Origin of the sequence: Arthrobacter sp. NPDC058127 (genome assembly GCF_042884555.1) — a bacterium.
Taxonomy (GTDB): Bacteria; Actinomycetota; Actinomycetes; order Actinomycetales; family Micrococcaceae; genus Arthrobacter.
In genome coordinates this window covers 497,094-519,136 of record NZ_JBHVTT010000002.1, presented here as the reverse complement: position 1 = coordinate 519,136, position 22,043 = coordinate 497,094, and the positions used below count along the sequence as shown (strand labels likewise).

Sequence of the window (22,043 nt, the reverse complement as noted above, 5' to 3'; positions counted from 1 at the left end):
TCACATCTGCTGGTATGTCACCCGCCACCTGGACGTGCTGGCGACGATTCCGCAGTATGTATGGCGCAACCCAAACAATCCACAGCGCGACAGCAATGACCAATATCACCGAGCTGCTGAGAGGGAAGTCCACAATCAAAACCGTAGAAGCAAATACGCAGGGGCCACCGCATTGCCAACGGTGTGTCGTCGGAGAGTCGGCAAATCAATGGATTTATGACCCTCATTCACCCAAGCGGACTAGTTGACTCCGCGTCTAAGCCAAGCAGCCAGCAAGCCCCCAGGGACCTCCTCCGAGGTCAACGCAAAGCTTCGATGGTCAGCCCATTGTCCATTGATGTGAAGGAAACGCTCACGGCGGCCTTCGTCGCGGAATCCCAGCTTCTCGACAACCCGTAGGCTCGGCCCGTTCTCGGGCCTGATGTTGATTTCCATCCGGTGCAAGCCAAGGGCTTCAAAGCAATGGTCGGTCGCCATGGCAACCGCTGTGGGCGCTATTCCGCGACCGGCCCGGGCCTGGTCGACCCAGTAGCCGAGCGTGGCCGTCATGGCCGATCCCCACATAATCGAGGAGACCGTCAACTGGCCTACGATCCTAGGCTCATGGAACCCGGGAATACGTTCCGTGATCACGAACGGAAGGGCACTCGCTTGCCGAGCCTGCGCGTTAAGGGACGCCACCATCTGCCGATAGTTCGGTAGGCGGCCACCCGGGGCCGGGTTGGAGGCTTCCCAGGGCGCAAGCCAATCACTATTGCGTGAGCGGACCTCGGTCCATTCCTTCTTGTCCCGGTATTGGATGGGACGCAAGACGAGGTCGCCGCATTCGAGCGTCACCGGCCAGATGGCCGACCCCCACACAAGGACCTACTTGCTGAGGCCGGCGGCAAAGCCCGGCAGCCACTCACGCAGGCCGGGACCGAGGTCTTCGCTGTCGCAGGCAAGCTGGACGCAGGCCTTGAGATAGCTGAGCTTGTCCCCGGTGTCGTACCGACGGCCGCGGAAAACGACTCCGTAAACACCGCTGCCTTCGCCTTCGCCCGCAGCGAGAACCTGAAGCGCATCTGTCAGTTGGATCTCTCCCCCACGGCCCGGTTCGGTTTTCTCGAGGACGTCGAAAACCGAGGGGTGAAGCACGTATCGGCCAATCACGGCCAAGTTGGACGGAGCTTCATCGACAGCAGGCTTTTCCACAAGTTGCTTGATGCGGACGTAGCCGTCCTCGCCGATATCCTCGATGTCCGCACAGCCATAGGCGCTGATCTGGGAAGGCTCGACTTCGATGAGGGCTACAACGGAACCACCGGTTTTGTGCTGGACTTCGATCATGTCGCTAAGGAGCGTGTCCCGGGCGTCGATGAGGTCGTCACCGAGAAGAACGGCGAAAGGTTCGTACCCGACGTGCTGCTTTGCACGCAACACTGCGTGTCCCAGCCCCTTGGGGTCGCCCTGACGGACGTAGTGAATGTCGCCGAGGTTGCTGGTAGCCTGCACCGAGTCCAGCTTGGTGGTGTCTCCCTTGGCCTCCAGGGTCGCTTCCAAAGCCGGTACCCGGTCGAAGTGGTCCTCCAGCGCGCGTTTGTTGCGGCCTGTGATCATGAGGACGTCATTGAGCCCGACGCTCACGGCTTCTTCGACAACATATTGGATGGCCGGCTTGTCGACTACCGGAAGCATCTCTTTGGGCATGGCCTTTGTGGCAGGCAGAAACCTGGTGCCGAGTCCGGCAACGGGGATAACGGCCTTGCGGACGGCGCAGTTATTGGAAGTCACCGGACTAATCTAACGGAAGGAACTGGACAATGGGCAAAAAGGAAGGTGCCGGAGGGAAGGGATCCCGCCGGGCCTTCCCCCCCCTGAGCCGCTCAGCAACGAGAACTGGAGCAAAAGTGACTTTGAAAGACGACATCCGCCGGGACAACCGGAACCGGCGGCTCGCCTTGACCGGGCAAGAGCGCGCCGACGCTGGAACGGGGATTGCCCGCGGTGGCCTCTCATGGGCGGATACCGTTGCCCACGGGAAGCCGGCGACTTTTGCGGCCTATGTCGGAGTAGCCGCCGAGCCGCCCACAATGCCCTTGCTTGCGGCTCTGCATGCGGCCGGGCACAAGGTCCTTCTTCCCGTCTGTGAACCGGAACGGCGTCTGAGCTGGGTCTATTGGACACCGGAGGCGGTTTTTGTCCGCTCAAAGTACGCACCGATTGACGAGCCGGTGGGCGAACGATTCGACAGTGACATCATCAAGGATGCGAGTGGAATCTTCCTCCCGGCCACCGCTGTCGATGAAAGCGGAAACCGCATCGGCCAAGGGGGCGGATACTACGACCGCCTCCTCGACAAGCTCGACGCCGACGGGCAGCGTCCGCCGACTGTTGCCGTCGTATATGACCGTGAGGTGCTGCCGGCCGGGACGATCCCGGCCGAACCGTTCGATAAGCCCGTGGCGGAGGCGCTTACCCCCCACCGGATAGTCCGGCTGGTTCCGGCAGCATGACGAGGCTTTGCCGGCCTGTCTACTCCGCCACATCTGTGGTACCGGCCTGGATGCCGGATGATAGAATTGGCACTCAGGCCCTGGGACTGCTAATGGACGGAACAATCCGGCTTGGCAGCACAGGACCTGTAGTTCGTCCCGGAGGAGGATCACCAGTGCCCACATATGCCTATGCCTGCAAAGACTGCGGACATGCCTTTGACATCGTTCAGGCTTTCACGGACAGTTCCCTGTCCGACTGCCCTGAATGCCAAGGATCGTTGCGCAAGAAGTTCAACAGCGTGGGCGTCGTCTTCAAGGGATCGGGCTTCTACCGCACCGATTCCCGGGACTCCAAGGGAAGCACCGTTTCGGCCGCTCCCGCCGCACCAGCTGCATCCCCGGCGCCAGCGTCTGTTCCGGCGGCTGCCGCGAGCTGATTGCGGTTTCCAGCTACTCCCGGTTTTTCCACATAGCTCAACGTTTCCACATAGCTCAATAGAGCCCTGCCACGGGCCTGCGTGCCCGGTTAGCGTGGCAGTATGCCAGCGACCCCGAACGCAGCCCAAGGCCCCACTCCTGCCGGGCCTTCATCGATTCCGCGCAGTAGATTCCTCGCGCCGAATGGGACAGCACGCATTAACACGGCGCGCACCCGACGCCTACAGGCTGTTCCTTACAGGGCTGGCGGGCATCTGGGTGCTCCCGCGGGACAAGCCGGGCACCGCAGCTTCGGTAGCTGGCTGAGCCGCAACCGCCGCCTCGTGGTGGCACTCCTGCTGTGCGTGGCGGTCGGGATCGCTGTCCATCAACTTACGCCGGCTTCGGAACAGCGGGCCACGGTCCTGGCCGCCGCGCGGGATCTTCCCGCCGGTTTGAGTTTGACGGATTCCGACCTTAAACCCCTGGAAGTCCTTCCTGATGGAGTTCCAGCCGGGGCACTCACCTCCAGCACTGGATACGGCGGGAGACAGCTTGCGTCGCCCCTGCAGAAGGGGCAGATCCCCACAGACGCCCAGCTTCTGGGACCGGGCCTGCTGACGGGCACCGCACCTGCGACAGCGGCCGTTCCACTACGCATGGCCGATCCCGCATCAATTCAGCTGGTCTCGCCCGGCCAGTTGGTCAACGTTGTGCTCACTGCGGAAGGCGGACTTGAGGACCCGGGCAAGAAATCCGAGCTCTTGGCAGCCGCGGTCCCGGTATTGTGGACGTCCGCGCAGGGAGGCAAAGCCAGCCAATGGTTGGGCACGAACGACGCGGACGGCCTGGTGGTTGTCGCTGCCAATCCCCATCAGGCCGAAATCCTGGCCGGAGCTTCCACGCGCGGGAAACTGTTCTTTGTCCTCGTCAATCCCTCTGACAACCGGTGATTCGAGACCACCGCCGGATGGTCGCGACCATGATGGAACATTCAGCCCCAGTGGGGCGGCCTTTGCTCCTTGAGCCAGGCGTCGTGGTCGTAGCCGGGTTCATCACCCCAACGGCGTGGATCATCTTCCGAGGCCCTCTTGGGCAGAATGCCTTCTCCTGCCGGCTTCGGCTCCGGTGCGGGCTTCAATGCTGTTTTCTCCTGCTCGTCCAACTCGGTGTCGGCGTCTTCCGCATCGGCACTGGTGTCCGCAGGGGGCTTGGATTGGGTGCTTTTGCTTTCCGCCATTGCGCTTCCTTAGGGGATGGCCGGTCCCGAGCCGGTGTCTTAGGTACGGCCGTGCTTGGCCGCGGCCGTCTCCGCGGGACTGTCCAGTTCCAATTGTTCAACATCGACGTCCAGGAATCCATCCTGGACGGCACCATACGAGGGCGCTACGGGCTTCTCGAGTCCAAGATAGGACCCGATGCGGTCAGCGCAGGACGAGGGATCCGTGAATACTTCGATGGTCCACAGGGACATGTAGCGCCAGCCGAGGCGCTCCAGGAGCTGGGGCCGGAGCCTACTGCGCTCCCTGACGCTCATGCGGCGGTATCGTTCCGTGCCATCCGATTCAATCGCCACCGGAGTGGGCAATTCGGTGGCGTCACGGCCTATGGTGTGCACGGGATCGGCCGCCGCGGCGATGTCCAAGGCTCCGTCATAGTGATGCCACACCCGGGCCCCCCGGGCACGGAGTCGCTCGCCCAGATCCGCCACCAGCGGATCCTCACCGAGCGCTTGCTCGCTGGCCGCGGCTCTTGTGGCCGGCGTTCCCAGATCCGAGTTCCCCGACAGTTCACGGTCGAGGAGTTCATGGAAATCAACCGCGCCGTGAGCCAACCTGTCCAGGTCGAGGTCCTCCGGACGGAAGCAGCTCAGGACGTGCAACGATCTCCGGGAGCGGGTCATTGCCAAGGCAAATTTGTTTCGTCCGCCTTCGACGGACAGCGGCCCGAAACTGTGCAACGCCCGGCCATGCGGAGTGCGTCCGAAGCCCAGGGAGAAGATGATGTGGTCTCGGACCAGTCCTTGTGCGCGCTCCAAGTCCACCACGCGGAAGGACTCAGCGCCGGCGTTGAAGAAACCCGACAACAGCGGATAGTTGGGAAGCTGGAGCCGTATGGCTTCGCCGATCCTTGCGGCATGCCGCAGGCTTGCGGTAACTACGGCGAGCGAGGTCCTTGGCCGGAGACTGGCGTGTTCAAACACCAGATCGACCACGCGGTTCACTTCGGCCGCGACCGATTCAACACCTTCGTGATCGGCTCCTGGCAGGCCGGTACCATCCGGGATGTACTCAACCACTACCGAGCGGTCCAGCCCGGTGACAGATTGGCCGTCCGGCAGTCGACGCAGGCCGCCGTCGTAGTAGTTCTTGCTCAGCTGCAGCACGAGGTCTTCATCAACTGCGCGATACACCCAGTTCAACTGCCACGTGGGCAAGACCCGGGCCAAAGCACTAAATGCACTGTCAACTGTGTCTTGGCTCGCGACACCCGCCATGGGAGGCTCCACGGCAACGCTGAAGGTGCGGGCATTGGCGATCTTAGCGTCACCAAAGGCAACCACTTGGTGGGCTCGGGCGATGGCCGGCAGCACGGCCTGCAAGGAGGTGCTCTCGGCATCAAGAATCACCACGGCATCGAATTTCTGCTCTGCAGGCAGGAGGCTGGTCAGCAGGTACGGACTGATGGACCACACGGGAACCAGCCGGGCCACAAGGGCAGGCGCCTGGGCGCTGAGCGCCGAGAGGGTAACGCGGCCGTCCTTGATCAGGTTCCGCAGGAGTTCCGATTGACGGGGATGTTCAGCGATTCCGGCCCGCCACATTTCGGCGAGTCTCCACCGCAGCCGGGCGGCTCCGCTGGCGATGTGCGCGTGGTCCGCCAGGCGGTACTCGGCTTCGAGGCGGCGAAGGGAATCACCGTCGGACATCGCGAGGTAGTCGTCGCCGCTGATCATCGCTTCCAGGGCGGACTGCCACCAGGCAAGGTCCAGTTCCGCGGCAACGGATTCGGCAGGGACTTCGCGTTCCGCCAAGTCCGCGAGAAGCTCGCCGAGTCCATGCTCGCGCATGTTCTCAACCAGAAGCGTGCGCTCCGGGAGCGTTTCCAATGTCCCGGTGTCGGCGACGAGGCGCTCAAGACGCTCCACGAGATCTTCGTAGCGGGTCGCGTGGAGGTCACCGCCGCCGGCCGTGTGCTTGAGGCAATCGCCCAGACGGCTGAGATCCCGGTCCAGTTCGCGGTAACTGGCGCCCAAGTCCGCGAGTCCGGATGGCACCGCAGGATGGCGTTGGGTGGTCGCGTACTCTGCCCACAGTGCCCGCTGTTCCTGAACGAGCGCCAAGGAGCTGTGAAGGTCCGCAATGTGGACACCGGGCCGGACATACTCCTTTGCCACGCGACGCAAGCGGGAGCGTTGCATCGAGGGCATCTCGACCCCCCGCTCACGTCGCCAAGCGGAGGTGGCGGTAGCCGAAATCAGGTCGTGGACTGGCCGGTCGAAAATATCCGGGGTGAACTTGTCCAGGCTCTCCCGTACCGCCATCAGGAGCTCAAGCTGGGCGCCCCATTCGGCGAAGTTCGCCCCAAGCCGGATTTCGGAGTGCTCCGCGACCTGGTTCATCGTTTCCCGCAACCGGGGAAGTTGTTCCGCGGCACTACTGGCCAGCTGCTGGGCTTCCTCGGTCTCCTTGCGAGTGACCAGGCGTGCTCCGTACCAGGGGCTCGACGTCGACTCCCGGCTGAAGCTGCCAAGCTCGGCAGCGCGCCGCAGTCTTTCAGCGAGCTCACCCCGGTCTTTGATATTGTCCAGCACGCTGCGCTTCAAGCGCACCGTCGTGGCGGGGGCAGGCTGGATGGAGGTCAGCTCTGCGAGCGACTGCATTGCCTGATAGGGCGAGCATCCCCAGCGCTGGCGTACGTTGTGCAAAGACGCGACATGGTCCATGAGGGCATGGCGGTGCTCGGTCAGGGTCTTGTGGAGATTCGCAAGTTGCGGTTCCAGCGACTTTTCGTTGCGGATGATCGCGCTGACCAGCTGACTCTTGAGCTGCTGGGGCGTGGCACCGTTGCCCGGCCTGAACAGCATCGATTCAAGGCCCAGGGCTTCAAAATGAGCCGCAAGGCCGTTGAGGCTCGCTCGCCTGTCGCCCACGACAAGTACCGATTTGCCCTCGTTGACGAGGGCGCCGATGGCGTTGATGGCCGTCTGGGTCTGACCGCTGCCTGGCGGGCTGCTGACCACCAGCGAATCGCCCGCCCGGACGGCATCCACGACGTACTGCTGATCCGAATCCGCATCCAGGAGCAGCGATTCTTCGGCGGGGTCGCGCTCGTCGAGGTTCGGGAACCGCCCGGACTTGATGGGCTCGGGTTCCACGTCCCCGCCGTTGGCGGCTTCAAACAGCGAGGCGACGACGCTGCTGTTCTCGTTGATCCAAGGGTCTTCCAGGTTCCCGGACAGATCCGCCAACGTCGTGATGAGGAGATTCGGGGTTACCTCGGCACCGGGGATCGGTTGCACAAGTGTGGCAAGACGGTCGAGGACAGGCAGGGGGTCGAGGCGCGCAGTGTTGTATGCCATACGGCTAACTGCGTTGACGTCAAAGACAATTCCATGGACGGACTTCAAATGCCGGACCAACGCCGGGTTGATGCCCGCTTGCTCGGTGAGTTGCAGCTCGTAGTCATCTTCGCCCGGCCGGGCGGTAAGCGAGATGGCGGCCAACATGACCGGAGCGGAGACGCGTTGGGGTTTTCCTCCGACCGCAGACGTCCACACGACCGTGCCGCAGGACAAATAACCGGCGTCGATCCCCCGGTCGTTTCCCAATTCGAAAATCTTCGAGCGAAGGTTCCTGGCGGCACGCGCGGCAACGAGATACTGCTGGCGGTCCCGGATCAGGGTGGAAAGCCGGGTTCGACGGCCGGCGAGGAGCTGTGCCAGGCCTGAGGGATGGCCGTTGCTAAGGTCTATCGACCCTTCCGGAGTCTTGACGAAGCGCAGCATGGTGTCCGCGCCAGTCACGGGCTTGAGCCCGGACAGCCATTTCCGGAGCTCTACGGAGCTCTCTTCGTGGCTTTGACCTACTGACACCGCTGCCTTCTTTTCTGTTCTAGCTCGAGACGACTTGGACCAAATCGGCATACTTTCGAGGGTAGCGGGAATCAACCGGCAGTCCGCACCGCAACACTGGTCGAAAGGCAAATTACCCCTGATTTCAGGGGAAATACAAAGTGACCGGCCTCTGGAGCAGAGACCGGTCACTCAGAATGCTATTCCCACTCGATGGTTCCCGGCGGTTTGCTGGTGACATCAAGTACCACGCGGTTGACCCCGTCAACCTCGTTGGTGATCCTGTTGGAGATCCTGGCGAGGAGGTCGTAAGGGAGCCTCGACCAGTCGGCAGTCATGGCGTCCTCGGAGGAAACGGGACGCAGCACGATGGGGTGTCCGTAGGTGCGGCCGTCGCCCTGCACGCCAACGCTGCGGACGTCGGCCAGCAGTACCACGGGCATCTGCCAGACGTCGTTGTCGAGTCCGGCCGCAGTGAGTTCGGCCCGCGCGATGGCGTCCGCCTTGCGAAGCAGGTCGAGCCGTTCCTTGTTCACGTCGCCGACAATGCGGATACCCAGGCCGGGTCCGGGGAATGGCTGGCGTCCGACGATTTCCTGCGGCAAGCCGAGCTGCGCGCCCACGGCACGAACTTCGTCCTTGAACAGGGCGCGGAGCGGTTCAACGAGTTCGAACTGCAAGTCCTCGGGCAGGCCGCCCACGTTGTGGTGGCTCTTGATGTTCGCGGCACCTTCGCCGCCGCCGGATTCGACGACGTCCGGGTACAGGGTGCCCTGCACGAGGAATTTGATGCTCTCGCCTTCGGACGCAGCCTGGGCGATGATGGCCCGTTCTGCTTCCTCAAATGCACGAATGAATTCGCGGCCGATGATCTTGCGCTTGGTCTCGGGATCGCTGACCCCGGCCAGTGCGGACAGGAATCGCTCCTGCTCGTTTGCGACGTAAAGTTTGACGCCGGTTGCGGCAACGAAGTCACGCTCGACCTGTTCGGCTTCGCCTTCGCGCAGCAAGCCATGGTCCACGAATACACAGGTCAGCTGATCGCCCACGGCGCGCTGCACGAGGGCTGCGGCTACGGCCGAGTCGACGCCGCCGGAGAGGCCGCAGATGACCTTGGAGTCGCCGATCTGCCGGCGGATCCGGTCCACTTGCTCTTCGAGGATGTTGCCGGTAGTCCAGTTCGGCTTCAGGCCGGCTCCGTTGAACAGGAAGTTCTCCAGGACCTGCTGGCCGTGGACGGAGTGCTTTACCTCCGGGTGCCACTGCACACCGTAGAGATGCTTCTCTTCGTTGGCGAAAGCAGCTACCGGTGCGCCCGCGGTGGTCGCCAGGACTTCGAAGCCTTCAGGAGCCTCATGAACGGAGTCTCCGTGGCTCATCCAGGTGTTCTGGGAGTCCGGAACGCCCGCAAGGATGGAGCGGGCTTCACCGACAGTGGTGGCCTCGGTGGCGCCGTACTCCCGCAAACCGGTCTGCGCGACCTTGCCGCCGAGAGCGTTGGCCATGGCCTGGAAGCCGTAGCAAATACCGAAGACCGGCACGCCGGCTTCGAAGAGGTCCGCGCCAACCCTCGGGGCACCCTCGGCATAAACGCTTGAAGGTCCGCCGGAGAGGATGATCGCTGCCGGGTTCTTGGCCAGAAGCTGCTCGGTGGTGAAAGTGTGCGGAACAATTTCCGAGTACACATTCGCTTCACGGACGCGGCGGGCAATCAGCTGCGCGTACTGGGCACCGTAGTCAACAACCAGCACCGGCTTCTGGGAAGTCTGAGCTTCAGAACTGAAGGGTGCGGTGGGAGTAGTCACCGTAACAGCCTACTTTGCCGGGATGCCCCGGTGCATCTTGAAGCCGGTCGTGAAGCCGGGAATCAGCCCACAAACCGTCCCGACGTTAGCGATCTCACAATGTCCGCAGGGGCGGGCCCGTCAGTAGCGCTTGGATGCCTGCGGATTCGCAGCGAGTTCCATCTCTACGTCCGCGTGGAATTTCTTCTCCACAATGAAGGACATGAGAGGGACAACGCCACCCAAGGCGAGCAGGATGAGCTTCATGAACGGCCAACGCATGAGCGACCACAAGCGGAAGTCCGAGATCAGGTACAGCACGTACATCCAGCCGTGGACGATCAGGACGGCGACGGAGACGTTGACTCCGCCAAGGACCGCCTTGGACTCGGCGTCTGCGAATCCGAAACCGAAGGGCTGACCGGTGATTGCGTTGGTACCGCCGGCGAAGAGATACACGCCGAACACATAGCGTGCAACGAGTTCGGCGCACAGGAGCAGCAGCATGGTGCCGGTGAGGTAGGCCATGACTTTGTAGAACTTCAGGGCCGAGCGGATCTGGGCCGTGGTTCCGCCGAAGCGGCGCTTCTTGGCCGCGGTTGGCTTGGCGGCGGATTCTCCGGACTGTTCGGGCTGGATGGCCGGTTTGGGCTCAATCATGGCTTTACCTGTTCTGGCTTGGTAATTGCTGGCAAATCGTCTGACGGGAATTCGTCGTCGGGCTCTTCCTCTTCTTCTTCTTCGAGGGTGCGCCGGTAGTCATCGGCCACCATGCGCCACCAGATGTAGAGGGCGAATCCTGCAAAGACCACCCATTCCACGGAGTAGAAAAGGTTGAGCCAGTTGATCTGTTGGTTGGGGGGTTGGGCCGGGATGTTCAAGGGCTTCAGCTGCGCCGGAAGTGCGAGGGTCTTGCCCGCCGATACTTCCGACGTCGCGGCGACGAAGCCGGGATAGCTCGAGACTTCCCACGTGTTGATGAGTTCCGCGACCGAAACCGCAGACGCGCGGCCCGCTCCGGCGTCGACGTTTGGCACCGGTGCCTCGGACGGCAGAAGCCGTCCGGTCAAGTCAATAGTGCCCGACGGCGGGGGCCCGGCTTGGGCGGGATCGGCGACCCAGCCGCGGGCCACAGGGATCCAGGTCTTCGCAGATGCGCCGGCGCCGTGCAGGACGGGGGCGCCGTCGACCGCAAACGCGTTCACTACCCAGTACCCTTTTTGCCCCGCCAGCAGCCGGCCCTCCACAAGGACCTGTTTGGTGGGGTCGTAGCTTCCCTTGGCGCTGACCATTTGGTCCGACGCGGAACCCGGGAAGAACGTTCCAGGCTGCAATTCCGCGGTAAGCGGCTTGACCTGCTCCACCGCGGGGTCGTCAACTGGGACGTCGCTCTGGGTGGATCTGCCGAACTGCCACTGGCTGAGCAGCACAAACACCCCGGAGAGCAGGAGCGCGAAGACAAGTCCTGCGATCCAGCGGGGCTTCAGAGCGGTTTTCAACACCCCTTAACCGTACTTCGTCAAGCTGTAGAACAGCTAAACGAGGGGTCCCTTCCCCCCAGAGTGGGGCAGCAGGGCCTGCCCCTTCCTAGAGTGGGGCAGCAGGGTCCCTACGTGGCGCGGAACGCGACACGAAAGGGCCTGCCCCTTCCTAGAGTGGGGCAGCAGGGTCCCTACGTGGCGCGGAACGCGACACGAAAGGGCCTGCCCCAATCTTTAGTGGTCGAAGAACACCAGGCTGGAGTTGATCAGTTCGGCGATGACTTCCGGGTCGTGGGCGCGCCGGAGGGATTCCCTGAACGATTCCTTGGACAGCGAGCGGGCCAAGGTCGCGAGAACTTCCAAGTGGTCCGAGAATGAACTGGCGGGCGTAGCGATGAGCAGGACCAGCGTGGCCGGTCCGTCGCTGGCGCCGAAGTCCAATGAGTGTCCGAACTTCGTGACACCAACAGCGATGGAAACCCGGGAAACAAACTCGCTGCGGGCATGCGGGAGGCCAATGCCGCCCGGTAGCCCGGTGGCAAGTTGGTGTTCGCGGGAGTTGACGACTTCGAGGAAGCCCTCAAGGTCCGTAATGCGCCCGGCGGCGTAGAGCCTTTCCGCGAGCTGCCCCGCGGCATCAGTTTTGTCGACCGCTTCCATCTCGAGGATGACGGTCTCCGGCGTCGTCAGTTCGGCATCATACGGGTCCAGTGGTTCCGCCAAGTCGTTTTCCCTCCAGTGTGCCCAGCCAACCCAGGCCGCTCAGCGGAGGGGAACGATGTCATCGACGCCCATGCGCGCAGCATCGGCCGATTCGTCGTCGGGCTGCTGTTGGCTGAGCCGTTCAGCTTCCACCCGGGCCAGGTAGTGCTTGATTTCGCTTTCCCGCTGCGCGTCGCTCCAGCCAAGAATTTCTCCCATCAGCTTAGCGACAACGGGGACAGCGGAAACACCTCTGTCCCATGACTCGATCGAGATGCGGGTGCGTCGGGTCAGGACATCATGGACATGCCGTGCACCCTCGTGGGTCGCCGCATAGACGACCTCTGCCGCCAAATAGTCGTCGGCGCCAGGCAGTGGCTCGGCCATGGCCGGGTTGTCCTTGATGATGGCCAGGACTTCCGGGGTCATGGATCCGTAGCGGTTCAGCAAGTGCTCCACCCTGGCCACGTGGACCCCGGCCTCATCGGCGGTTCTTGCCCGCCGGTTCCATGCAGCTTTGAATCCCTCGGCGCCCAGGAGCGGGATGGTATCGGTGCAGCTCGAGGGCACGCGCTCGTCCATGGCCCTGGTTGCTTCGTCCACCGCGTCCTTCGCCATGACCCGGTACGTGGTGAACTTTCCACCCGCGACCACCACCAAGCCTGGAACGGGGTGCGCCACCACGTGTTCGCGTGAAAGCTTGGCCGTGGAGTCGCTCTCCCCCGCCAGCAGCGGACGGAGGCCCGCGTACACGCCCTCGACATCCTCGCGGGTCAAAGGTCGTTTCAAGACACGGTTGACGTGTTCAAGAACATAGTCGATGTCCTTCGTGGACGCGGCAGGATGCGCTTTGTCCAGCTTCCAGTCGGTGTCCGTTGTGCCGATGATCCAGTGCCGCCCCCAGGGGATGACGAACAGCACGGATTTTTCGGTCCTCAGGATCAACCCGACCGTGGACTGGAAGCGGTCGCGCGGCACCACAAGGTGTATGCCTTTGGATGCACGGACCTTGAGCTGGCCGCGATCCGTCACCATGGCCTGGGTCTCGTCTGTCCAGACTCCCGTGGCATTGACCACTTGCTTGGCGCGGACTTCGATGATGCTGCCGTCTTCCTGGTTTTCCACCTTCGCGCCCACTACGCGTTCGCCCTCGCGCACGAACGACACCACGCGCATCCTGTTCACGGCATGCGCTCCGTAATGTGCCGCTGTGCGGACGACGTTGACCACCAGCCTGGCGTCGTCAACCTGTGCATCGTAGTAGCGGATGGAGCCGACAAAGGCATCGCTCTTGAGGCTGGGTGCGGCCCTCAGTGTTCCGCGCCGGAAGAGGTGCTTGTGCATGGGGACACCGCGGCTGTGGCCGGAGGTCAGGCCAAGCGTGTCGTAGAGGAAGATGCCGGCACCAACGTAGGGCCGCTCCCAAAAACGTCGGGTGAGCGGGTACAGGAACGGGACCGGACGGACAAGGTGTGGTGCGATCTGTTGGATCAGCAGTCCGCGTTCCTGGAGAGCTTCCTGGACCAGCGCGAAGTCCAGCATTTCCAAGTAACGCAACCCGCCGTGAATCAGCTTCGAGGACCTTGACGAGGTACCCGAAGCCCAGTCCCGGGCCTCGACGATGCCCACGGACAAGCCGCGGGTCACCGCGTCCAAAGCCGCGCCTGCCCCGACCACGCCTCCCCCGACAATAAGGATGTCGAGTTCCTTGCCAGGCTCGGTGGTTCCCTTGAGGACTTCGATGGATCTGGCACGCGCCTCCGGACTCAATGCACCGCTTGATGCATCATCCCTTTGCGAACCATCTGCAACACTGCTCATTGGACGCCTCCCATCGCACAAAGCCCGTAGTTCCCCACACTACTTCTTGTCCAGCGGCTTGGGCAGGGTTTACGGGCGACCGCTAAAGCGGTCCGGGCGGGAGCTACTGGCCCGAGTAAGGCGAGACGACGACGTCGACCCGCTGGAACTCCTTCAGGTCCGAATAGCCGGTGGTCGCCATGGAGCGGCGAAGCGCGCCGATCAGGTTGGACGTGCCGTTGGTGTGGTGGCCAGGGCCGAAAAGTACTTCTTCGAGGGGACCGACAGTGCCGACGTTGACCCTGTCGCCGCGGGGCAGCTCAAGGTGGTGGGCTTCCTGGCCCCAGTGCCAGCCCTTGCCCGGGGCTTCTTCCGCGCGGGCCAAAGCGCTGCCGAGCATGACGGCGTCGGCGCCCATGGCGATGGCTTTGACGATGTCACCCGAAGTACCCATTCCGCCGTCGGCGATCACGTGCACGTAGCGCCCACCGGACTCATCCATGTAATCGCGCCGGGCAGCAGCGACGTCGGAAATGGCGGAAGCCATGGGCGAATGGATGCCGAGTGCACGGCGCGTGGTGGTGGTTGCGCCGCCGCCGAAGCCCACCAGGACACCGGCCGCGCCGGTACGCATGAGGTGCAAGGCCGGGGTGTAGCCGGCGGCTCCGCCGACGATCACCGGAACGTCGAGTTCGTAGATGAACTGCTTGAGGTTCAGCGGCTCGTGGTTCTTGGAGACGTGTTCGGCCGAAACCGTGGTGCCCCGGATGACAAAAATGTCGACGCCGGCAGCTACCACGGTCTTGTAGTGCTCCTGGGTGCGCTGCGGCGTCAGCGAACCGGCCACCGTCACGCCGGAGGCACGGATTTCCGCGAGCCTGGTGGTGATCAGTTCGGGCTGGATGGGGGCCTTGTAGAGCTCCTGCATGCGCCGTGTGACCGCTGGGCTGGCCGTTTCATCCGCAAGGGCAGAGATCTCGTCCAGCACGGACTGGGGGTCCTCGTACCGCGTCCACAAGCCCTCAAGGTCCAGCACGCCCAGACCGCCCAGCCGGCCAAGGGCGATGGCCGTTTCGGGCGACATGGCAGAGTCCATGGGTGCGGCGATCACTGGCATCTCGAACTTGTAGGCATCAATCTGCCATGAGACGGAAACGTCCTTGGGGTCGCGCGTCCGGCGGTTGGGGACGATCGCGATGTCATCCAGGGAGTAGGCTCGACGCCCACGCTTGCCACGGCCAATCTCAATCTCATAAGTCACTGCTCTAGGTTATCCCAGTGCGGCGCGATGTACCGGCAGGGTGACGTACAGCGTGACCGCGGGCTTGCCGCGGAAATAGGCGAGCCCGCCACCTTCATGATGAAGGTGGCGGGCTCGCCTGAAACTGCCTATGACAGGAATTACGCCTAGCGGGAACCGTAGTTCGGAGCTTCGACGGTCATCTGGATGTCGTGCGGATGGGACTCCTTCAGCCCGGCCGCTGTGATGCGCACAAACTTGCCGCGTGCTTTGAGCTCGGCGATGGTCGGAGCACCCGTGTAGAACATGGTCTGGCGCAGGCCGCCGACCAGCTGGTAAGCCACCGAGGAGAGCGGCCCGCGATACGCGACGCGGCCTTCGATGCCCTCCGGGATGAGCTTGTCATCGCCGGAAACATCCGCCTGGAAGTACCGGTCCTTCGAGTAGGACGTGTTCTTGCCACGGGACTGCATGGCACCGAGGGAACCCATCCCCCGGTAGCTCTTGAACTGCTTGCCGTTCACGAAGATCAGCTCACCCGGCGACTCGTCGCAGCCAGCCAGCAATGAGCCGAGCATGACGGTGTCGGCGCCGGCGACGAGGGCCTTGCCGATATCGCCCGAGTACTGCAGGCCGCCGTCGGCGATCAGCGGAACACCGGCAGGGATAGCCGCCTTCGAGGACTCGTAGATGGCCGTGATCTGGGGGACGCCCACGCCGGCAACGACGCGTGTGGTGCAAATGGAGCCCGGGCCCACGCCCACCTTGATGCCATCGGCACCGGCGTCGATCAGTGCTTGGGCACCTTCACGGGTGGCGGCCTGGCCACCGATGATGTCAACGTGCGCAGCAACAGGATCGGACTTCAGGCGCGTGATCATGTCCAGGACGCCCTGCGAGTGGCCGTTTGCGGTGTCCACGAACAGTGCGTCGACACCTGCGTCGATCAGCGTCATGGCCCGTTCCCAGCCATCGCCGAAGAACCCGATGGCGGCGCCGACGCGAAGACGGCCTTCCTCGTCCTTCGTCGCGAGCGGGTACTGCTCGGCCTTGGTGAAGTCCTTGGTGGTGATCAGGCCCTTGAGGCGTCCCTGCTCGTCAACGAGGGGCAGCTTCTCGATCTTGTTGGTGGCCAGCTTGTGCGAGGCCTCTTCGCGGCTGATGCCGACGTGCCCCGTGATGAGCGGCATCTTGGTCATGACGTCGCTGACCAGCCGCAGCGGGAAGTCGGACTCCGGCACGAAGCGGGTGTCGCGGTTGGTGACAATGCCCAGCAACCGGCCATCGGGGTCGATGACAGGAAGGCCCGAAACCCGGTAGCGCGAACACAGTTCGTCCAGTTCCTGAATGGTGGCTTCAGGGTGGATGGTCAGCGGGTTGGTGATCATCCCGGACTCGGAGCGCTTGACGCGGTCGACGTGGTCGGCCTGGTCTTCGATGGACAAGTTGCGGTGAATGACGCCAAGACCGCCCTGGCGGGCCATGGCGATGGCCATGCGGGACTCGGTGACGGTGTCCATGGCGGCAGACAGCAGCGGCGTCTGGACCGAAATTCGCTTGGAGATCCGGGAGGAGGTGTCAGCTTCGGACGGAATGACGTTGGTGTGGCCCGGCAGCAGCAGGACGTCGTCATAGGTCAGGCCAACAAAGCCAAAGGGATCGTGTTCGGGCTGGGTCATGAGTGCGCCTCTTACCTTGGTTCTTGGGGGTTGCTCTGGTAGGGGTTGCAGCTGATGACCAGCCCGTCATTACGGGACTGGCCTGTGCACAAAGGTTCTGAATAAATAGTAGAACCTCGCCGCCGATCCCCATATTCCGCGAGGGCAATGTGAGCAACGGCACCCGGGGCCTTCCGTCGTCGAGCTGGCCGACCGCCTAGCCGGCCCAGTCAGCTCCACCCGGTGGCGGCCAGCCACCTTTCCTTGAACATGGGCGCCATGCTCTCAACATAAGTCTTCGAGAGGTGGTTGTTGTCCAAATAGACGAAGGTGTTCCCCACAACCCCAGGGCATTCGCCGCCGTTGCAAATCAGATCGGTCATGTCCAATATGGACAAGCCTGGATACTTGCCTTGAAGGGACGCGAGCGGGTTTTGGGCCGCAAGCAGCTGGGCCTCGCCGGGGTTGCAATCGGGGCTGTGTTGTCCTTTGACCGCGACGCAATCAGCCATATTGAAGTCGAATCTCGGGTTGTCACGCACGGCGATGACGTTGATGCCCTTCCCTGTGAGCATCTTCACCGTGTCTTCAAAGCCAACCGTCAGCTGTTCATCGGGCGACGAGGGCGATGCCGCCGTCCCCACGAGGAACACAGCACTCGGCGGATGCTCATCGATTTGCTGGACAACTGCGTCATCGAAGGTCTTGCATTGCGCGTCCAGGCCGGATGTATCCACGGTGAAAGGACAAGCGCCGAGCAACAAGTGATACAGGCGCCATTGCTCCTGATCCGCCATGGGGGCCACCGCAGCCATCCACTGCTCCGCATGCGAGTCACCCAGAACCAGGATGGTGCGGGCAGCATCAGCGGACTGATTGTTCTGGCCGCACGCCCCTTGAAGGATCTTCGAGGCGGGCTTCAGGTCTCCTGTGCATTGGCTGGGCAAGTGCATCCAGTCCTGGGCCAGCTTTTCCGCGGTGGGAAGCAGAACCGCGTTCGCACCCACTTCGTTGACGTAGCCCGGCACCAACGCAGCAGCTCCAGGGTTGTCCTTTTGTGCTTGGTCCATGGCGATTTTGGCGGTCACTGCCTGCTGCACATTGAAACCGAGCAACGGCACTATCGCGATCGTGAGGCAGGCGACGATCGCGACGGCGGCACGTCGGCGGTTTACTTCCGGCCACTTCCATTCCCTGAACGGCTTCTCGACGAATTTGGTAGTCAGGAAGGCCAAAACCAGGGCGGTTGCAATGATGACTGTCCCGGAGAGCCAGCCGGCGTGGTCTTTTCCAGTCCAGATGAGGGAGATGACCAGCAACGGCCAATGCCACAGGTACAGCGCGTAGGAGTTGTCGCCCAGACGGACAAGAGGCCTGGAGCTCAGGATCCGGTCCACTCCGAAACGGCTACCGGTCTGGCCTGCGGCAATAACGCAGGCCGCTGCCAAGGTGGGCCAGAGGGCCACGAAGCCCGGGAACGCCGTCTGGACCTGAAGCACAATCCCGCAGCTCAGCATGGCGACAACGCCGGCCCACCCCATCACCACGCGCACGGTCTTCGAAATCTTCAGCACCGGCAATACAAGGGCGGCCAGCGTTCCGAGGGCGAACTCCCACAGCCTGGCGAAGGTATCAAAGTAGGCAGTCGTTTGGTTCGACGCCGTGGCAATGATCGAGTAGGTGAGCGACACCAGGAAGATCAGCCCGAACACATAGGTCAGGGCAACCCTGTAACGAAGGCCATACTTTCTGCAGACCAAGGCGACGAGCGCGAAAATGACCGGCCAAAGGATGAAGACCTGGCCTTGAATCGAAAGGGACCAGAAATGCTGCAGCGGACTCGCCTGGCTGCGGTCGGCGGCGTAGTAGTTGACGGCCTCCCGTTGGAGCAGCCAGTTCTGGACGTAGAAAAGGGACGCCCAGACCTGGTCAACCAAAGCTGCCCAACGGGTCTTGGGGAGTACCAAGAAGATGGCAGCCAAGGTACCCAGGAGAACCACGACAGTGGCCGGAAGCAGCCGCCGGAACAGGTGAAGCCAGTGCCTCAGCAGATCCATGGGCCGGTGGTGCGCATAACGGTTTGTGAACTGCAATGTCATCAAGAAGGCGGAGACCAGAAGGAAGACATCTACACCGCCGGAAACCCTGCCGAACCACACGTGGTACGTAACCACCATGAGCACTGCAAGGGAGCGAAGGCCTTGAATTTCGGGCCGAAACTTCGACTTTCGCCCTGTGTCACTGGAACGACGCTGCTCCTTGGTTGTAGCCGTCGCTTGCGCAGTTGACACCACAATGCCCCTCAATGACCTAGATCGAACCATAAATCTTACTGATTCGTAATGTTCAATGCGAATCGGAAATCCATCCGAGAAGCATCCATCACTCAATTAGGTCATGCCCGGCTGGACGTTCACAGGACGAATGCCGAGTGCCAACTGTGGGCTCGTATTCGGGAGCGAAAGTGGTCAGGGGCGTACATGCAAGAGGCCCGGCCCCCTGAGGGGGACCGGGCCTTCTTTCACGCAGCTGGGCCCACGCCGCCCGGGTTCCCTGGCCGAAGCGAAGCGAGGCTAGGGAGGCGGTCTGGGCCCACGCCGCCCGGGTTCCCTGGCCGAAGCGAAGCAAGGCTAGGGAGGCGGTCTGGGCCCACGCCGCCCGGGTTCCCTGGCCGAAGCGAAGCAAGGCTAGGGAGGCGGTGGGGACTAGTGGCTGTGGCCTGCGTGCTCGTCTTCCTCGGCCGGCTTCTCGACAACCAGGGTCTCGGTGGTGAGAACCAGGGCTGCGATGGACGCGGCGTTCTGGAGCGCGGAGCGGGTGACCTTGACGGGGTCGATCACGCCAGCGGCGATCAGGTCCTCGTACACGCCGGACTTCGCGTTGAATCCGTGGTTGTCTTCCAGCTCGGCAACCTTGGCGACGACGACGTAGCCGTCGAAGCCGGCGTTCTGGGCGATCCAGCGAAGAGGCTGGGTCAGGGCGCGGCGGACGATGCCGACGGCGGCAGCCGCGTCACCTTCCAGGGCCTTGACTGCGGCGTCCTCGTCCAGTGCCTTGAGCGCGTGGATGAGGGCGGATCCACCGCCGGAGACGATGCCTTCCTCAAGGGCCGCACGCGTGGAGGACACTGCGTCCTCGATGCGGTGCTTCTTTTCCTTGAGCTCGACTTCGGTGGCTGCGCCGACCTTGATGACGCCGATGCCGCCGGCCAGCTTTGCCAGCCTTTCCTGCAGCTTTTCCCGGTCCCAGTCGGAGTCGGTGCGGGTCAGCTCGGCGCGGATCTGGGCGACGCGTGCTGCGACGTCCTCGGGCGTGCCAGCGCCGTCAACGATGGTGGTGTTGTCCTTGGTGACGGTGATCCGGCGGGCACTGCCGAGGACCTCGAGGCCAACCTGGTCCAGGGACAGGCCGAGCTCCGGGGAGACAACCTGTGCGCCGGTCAGTGTGGCAATGTCCTGCAGCATGGCCTTGCGGCGGTCGCCGAAGCCCGGGGCCTTGACGGCAACGACGTTCAGGGTGCCACGGATACGGTTCACGATCAGCGTGGACAGTGCCTCGCCGTCGATGTCCTCAGCGATGATGAAGAGCGGCTTGGCAGCCTGCAGGGCCTTCTCAAGGAGCGGCAGGAATTCCTGCAGCGAGGAGATCTTGCCCTGGTTGATCAGGATGAGCGCGTCTTCCAGAACGGCTTCCTGGCGTTCCGCGTCAGTGACGAAGTACGGGGACAGGTAGCCCTTGTCGAACTGCATGCCCTCGGTGAGGACCAGTTCGGTCTGCGTGGTGGAGGACTCTTCGATGGTGATGACGCCATCCTTGCCGACCTTGCCGAACGCCTCGGCGAGAAGCTCGCCAACCTCATCGCTCTGGGCGGAGATCGCGGCAACGCTGGCAACCTGGGTGCCTTCTACTTCGCGGGCGTTCTCCAGGAGGCGGGCAGCCACGGCCTGGACGGAAACCTCGATACCGCGCTTGATTTCGCCAGGGGCGGCTCCGGCGGCAACGTTGCGCAGGCCTTCCTTGACGAGTGCCTGTGCCAGCACGGTGGCCGTGGTGGTGCCGTCGCCAGCGACGTCATTGGTCTTGGTGGCGACTTCCTTGGCCAGCTGCGCGCCAAGGTTCTCATACGGGTCGTCGAGTTCGACTTCGCGGGCGATCGTCACGCCGTCGTTGGTGATGGTGGGAGCGCCCCACTTCTTGTCCAGAACGACGTTGCGGCCACGCGGGCCAAGGGTGACCTTGACGGTGTTGGCGAGCTTGTCAATGCCTGCTTCGAGCGAGCGACGGGCAGCGTCGTTAAACGCAAGCTGCTTTGCCATGGTTGTGTCCTTTCAAGACGGAAAACCCGCACCGCTGATTCGACCGGAAGAAGTCCGACTCGATCTGCGATGCGGGATCCAGGGAATTACTTAACGACGATCGCCAGAACGTCGCGGGCGGACAGAACGAGGTATTCGTTGCCGCCGGTCTTGACTTCAGTTCCGCCGTACTTGGAGTAGATGACGACGTCGCCGACGGTTACGTCGACGGGGACGCGGTTGCCGTTGTCATCGAAGCGGCCGGGGCCAACTGCAACAACTTCGCCTTCCTGCGGCTTTTCCTGTGCAGTGTCCGGGATGACCAGGCCGGAAGCCGTGGTCTGCTCTGCTTCGAGCGGGCGGACAACAATGCGATCCTCGAGAGGCTTAATGGAGACCGACACTCGGATCTCTCCTTTACGTGAGGTAGTACATGGACTATCAAACCAGGGGTGCCGTGGCGTGCTTACCGTCGTCGCGGTGCCGGTAAGTGCCTGGCGGCATGATTAGCACCCGCCTAGGGAGAGTGCTAATCAAGACTCTATGTAAGCATTAGCACTCGGTCAAGGCGAGTGCCAGAATTCCGTCACGGGTGAACGTCCCAAGAGCCGCTTCCGGCTCAAGTAGCTCATTGCCCGGCGAGGTCGTCGAAGTCAACGTCCTCACCGTCGTCGTACTCTTCCTTCGGCGCGTTTCCGCGGTTCAGGTAGAGCACTACGCCGCTGGCGAGCGCGACGACGCCGAACACCACCAGCCCGACGATCGCTCCGATGCGCGCACCGGTGTAGGTGTCGCGGATCTCCCGGGCCTCATCCGTGGCGTCCTGGACGCTCTTTCCGGTCATCGAGTAGGTGGCAGCGTTGAAGGAGTCGAGGAAGAAAATAATGATCAACAGCGCGATGCAGACAATGGCGATCAAGGCACCCACGATGAGCGCGGGGCGGGCATACTTGGAGAGATTTCCGGCGAACGGGCGTTTATCGGGGGCAAAGGGAGAACCATTGGCGTCGTCAGGCTGGCGTACTGGGTTGTCTTCCATGGCATCAACCCTATCCGCCCGGGTGCTCCCGGCTCCCCCTCCGCACTGTATGACGGGCGAGCACTAGGCTAGTTCC

General features: G+C 62.9%; 18 protein-coding genes. 3 read left to right on the top strand and 15 right to left on the bottom strand.

Annotated features, from left to right (window positions below; genetic code table 11):
* Window positions 1-240 precede the first annotated feature (240 nt).
* Together ACFVTG_RS05795 and galU are read right to left on the bottom strand one after the other, a co-directional pair.
* Window positions 241-861, bottom strand: a complete 621-nt coding sequence (locus ACFVTG_RS05795) for a GNAT family N-acetyltransferase (RefSeq protein ID WP_390278832.1) — start codon at window positions 859-861, stop codon at window positions 241-243.
* 6 nt (window positions 862-867) lie between these two features.
* A complete protein-coding gene (gene galU, locus ACFVTG_RS05790) occupies window positions 868-1,773 on the bottom strand; it encodes a UTP--glucose-1-phosphate uridylyltransferase GalU (RefSeq protein ID WP_284751698.1) in 906 nt (301 codons plus the stop codon).
* A 116-nt stretch (window positions 1,774-1,889) separates the two neighbouring features.
* Here galU and ACFVTG_RS05785 point away from each other — a divergent pair, with 116 nt between their 5' ends.
* The 3 genes from ACFVTG_RS05785 to ACFVTG_RS05775 all read left to right on the top strand — a co-directional run bounded on the left by ACFVTG_RS05785 (window position 1,890) and on the right by ACFVTG_RS05775 (window position 3,847).
* Window positions 1,890-2,495: a 5-formyltetrahydrofolate cyclo-ligase gene (locus ACFVTG_RS05785; protein ID WP_390278830.1), complete on the top strand. Its 606-nt coding sequence runs from the start codon at window positions 1,890-1,892 to the stop codon at window positions 2,493-2,495.
* Window positions 2,496-2,650: 155 nt separating this feature from the next.
* On the top strand, window positions 2,651-2,914 hold the full coding sequence (locus tag ACFVTG_RS05780) for an FmdB family zinc ribbon protein (protein WP_059387425.1): 264 nt from the start codon (window positions 2,651-2,653) through the stop codon (window positions 2,912-2,914).
* Window positions 2,915-3,016: 102 nt separating this feature from the next.
* Window positions 3,017-3,847, top strand: a complete 831-nt coding sequence (locus ACFVTG_RS05775) for a Flp pilus assembly protein CpaB (protein ID WP_390278827.1) — start codon at window positions 3,017-3,019, stop codon at window positions 3,845-3,847.
* Between the two features lie 41 nt (window positions 3,848-3,888).
* On the opposite strand, the gene ACFVTG_RS05770 is transcribed toward ACFVTG_RS05775, so the two are convergent.
* The 13 genes from ACFVTG_RS05770 to ACFVTG_RS05710 form a co-directional block, all read right to left on the bottom strand.
* On the bottom strand, window positions 3,889-4,134 hold the full coding sequence (locus ACFVTG_RS05770) for a hypothetical protein (protein ID WP_390278824.1): 246 nt from the start codon (window positions 4,132-4,134) through the stop codon (window positions 3,889-3,891).
* Window positions 4,135-4,173: 39 nt separating this feature from the next.
* Window positions 4,174-7,989 carry an AAA family ATPase gene (locus ACFVTG_RS05765; RefSeq protein ID WP_390278822.1) on the bottom strand — a complete coding sequence of 1,272 codons (3,816 nt, stop codon included), beginning with the start codon at window positions 7,987-7,989 and terminating at the stop codon, window positions 4,174-4,176.
* A gap of 179 nt (window positions 7,990-8,168) precedes the next feature.
* On the bottom strand, window positions 8,169-9,773 hold the full coding sequence (guaA, locus tag ACFVTG_RS05760; RefSeq protein ID WP_284751700.1) for a glutamine-hydrolyzing GMP synthase: 1,605 nt from the start codon (window positions 9,771-9,773) through the stop codon (window positions 8,169-8,171).
* Between the two features lie 120 nt (window positions 9,774-9,893).
* The gene (locus tag ACFVTG_RS05755; RefSeq protein WP_390278819.1) at window positions 9,894-10,412 is read right to left on the bottom strand and encodes a DUF3817 domain-containing protein; all 519 of its coding nucleotides are present in this window, start codon (window positions 10,410-10,412) and stop codon (window positions 9,894-9,896) included.
* Entirely contained in the window at window positions 10,409-11,254 is an 846-nt protein-coding gene (locus tag ACFVTG_RS05750; RefSeq protein ID WP_390278817.1) for an SURF1 family protein, read from the bottom strand. Before ACFVTG_RS05750 ends, ACFVTG_RS05755 begins: the two co-directional genes overlap by 4 nt.
* A gap of 213 nt (window positions 11,255-11,467) precedes the next feature.
* Complete coding sequence (locus tag ACFVTG_RS05745; RefSeq protein ID WP_236812181.1) at window positions 11,468-11,956, bottom strand: PTS sugar transporter subunit IIA; 489 nt, start codon at window positions 11,954-11,956, stop codon at window positions 11,468-11,470.
* A gap of 39 nt (window positions 11,957-11,995) precedes the next feature.
* Window positions 11,996-13,756, bottom strand: a complete 1,761-nt coding sequence (locus tag ACFVTG_RS05740; RefSeq protein WP_284756248.1) for a glycerol-3-phosphate dehydrogenase/oxidase — start codon at window positions 13,754-13,756, stop codon at window positions 11,996-11,998.
* 103 nt (window positions 13,757-13,859) lie between these two features.
* Window positions 13,860-14,996 carry a GuaB3 family IMP dehydrogenase-related protein gene (locus ACFVTG_RS05735; protein WP_284756250.1) on the bottom strand — a complete coding sequence of 379 codons (1,137 nt, stop codon included), beginning with the start codon at window positions 14,994-14,996 and terminating at the stop codon, window positions 13,860-13,862.
* A 146-nt stretch (window positions 14,997-15,142) separates the two neighbouring features.
* Window positions 15,143-16,654 carry an IMP dehydrogenase gene (gene guaB / locus ACFVTG_RS05730; RefSeq protein ID WP_390278814.1) on the bottom strand — a complete coding sequence of 504 codons (1,512 nt, stop codon included), beginning with the start codon at window positions 16,652-16,654 and terminating at the stop codon, window positions 15,143-15,145.
* 209 nt (window positions 16,655-16,863) lie between these two features.
* Window positions 16,864-18,957: an acyltransferase family protein gene (locus ACFVTG_RS05725; RefSeq protein WP_284756251.1), complete on the bottom strand. Its 2,094-nt coding sequence runs from the start codon at window positions 18,955-18,957 to the stop codon at window positions 16,864-16,866.
* A 381-nt stretch (window positions 18,958-19,338) separates the two neighbouring features.
* Window positions 19,339-20,949, bottom strand: coding sequence for a chaperonin GroEL (gene groL / locus ACFVTG_RS05720; RefSeq protein WP_284756252.1), 1,611 nt, complete (start codon window positions 20,947-20,949; stop codon window positions 19,339-19,341).
* Window positions 20,950-21,035: 86 nt separating this feature from the next.
* On the bottom strand, window positions 21,036-21,332 hold the full coding sequence (gene groES, locus ACFVTG_RS05715; RefSeq protein ID WP_028265041.1) for a co-chaperone GroES: 297 nt from the start codon (window positions 21,330-21,332) through the stop codon (window positions 21,036-21,038).
* 224 nt (window positions 21,333-21,556) lie between these two features.
* Window positions 21,557-21,967: a hypothetical protein gene (locus ACFVTG_RS05710; RefSeq protein WP_284756253.1), complete on the bottom strand. Its 411-nt coding sequence runs from the start codon at window positions 21,965-21,967 to the stop codon at window positions 21,557-21,559.
* Between the last annotated feature and the right edge of the window lie 76 nt (window positions 21,968-22,043).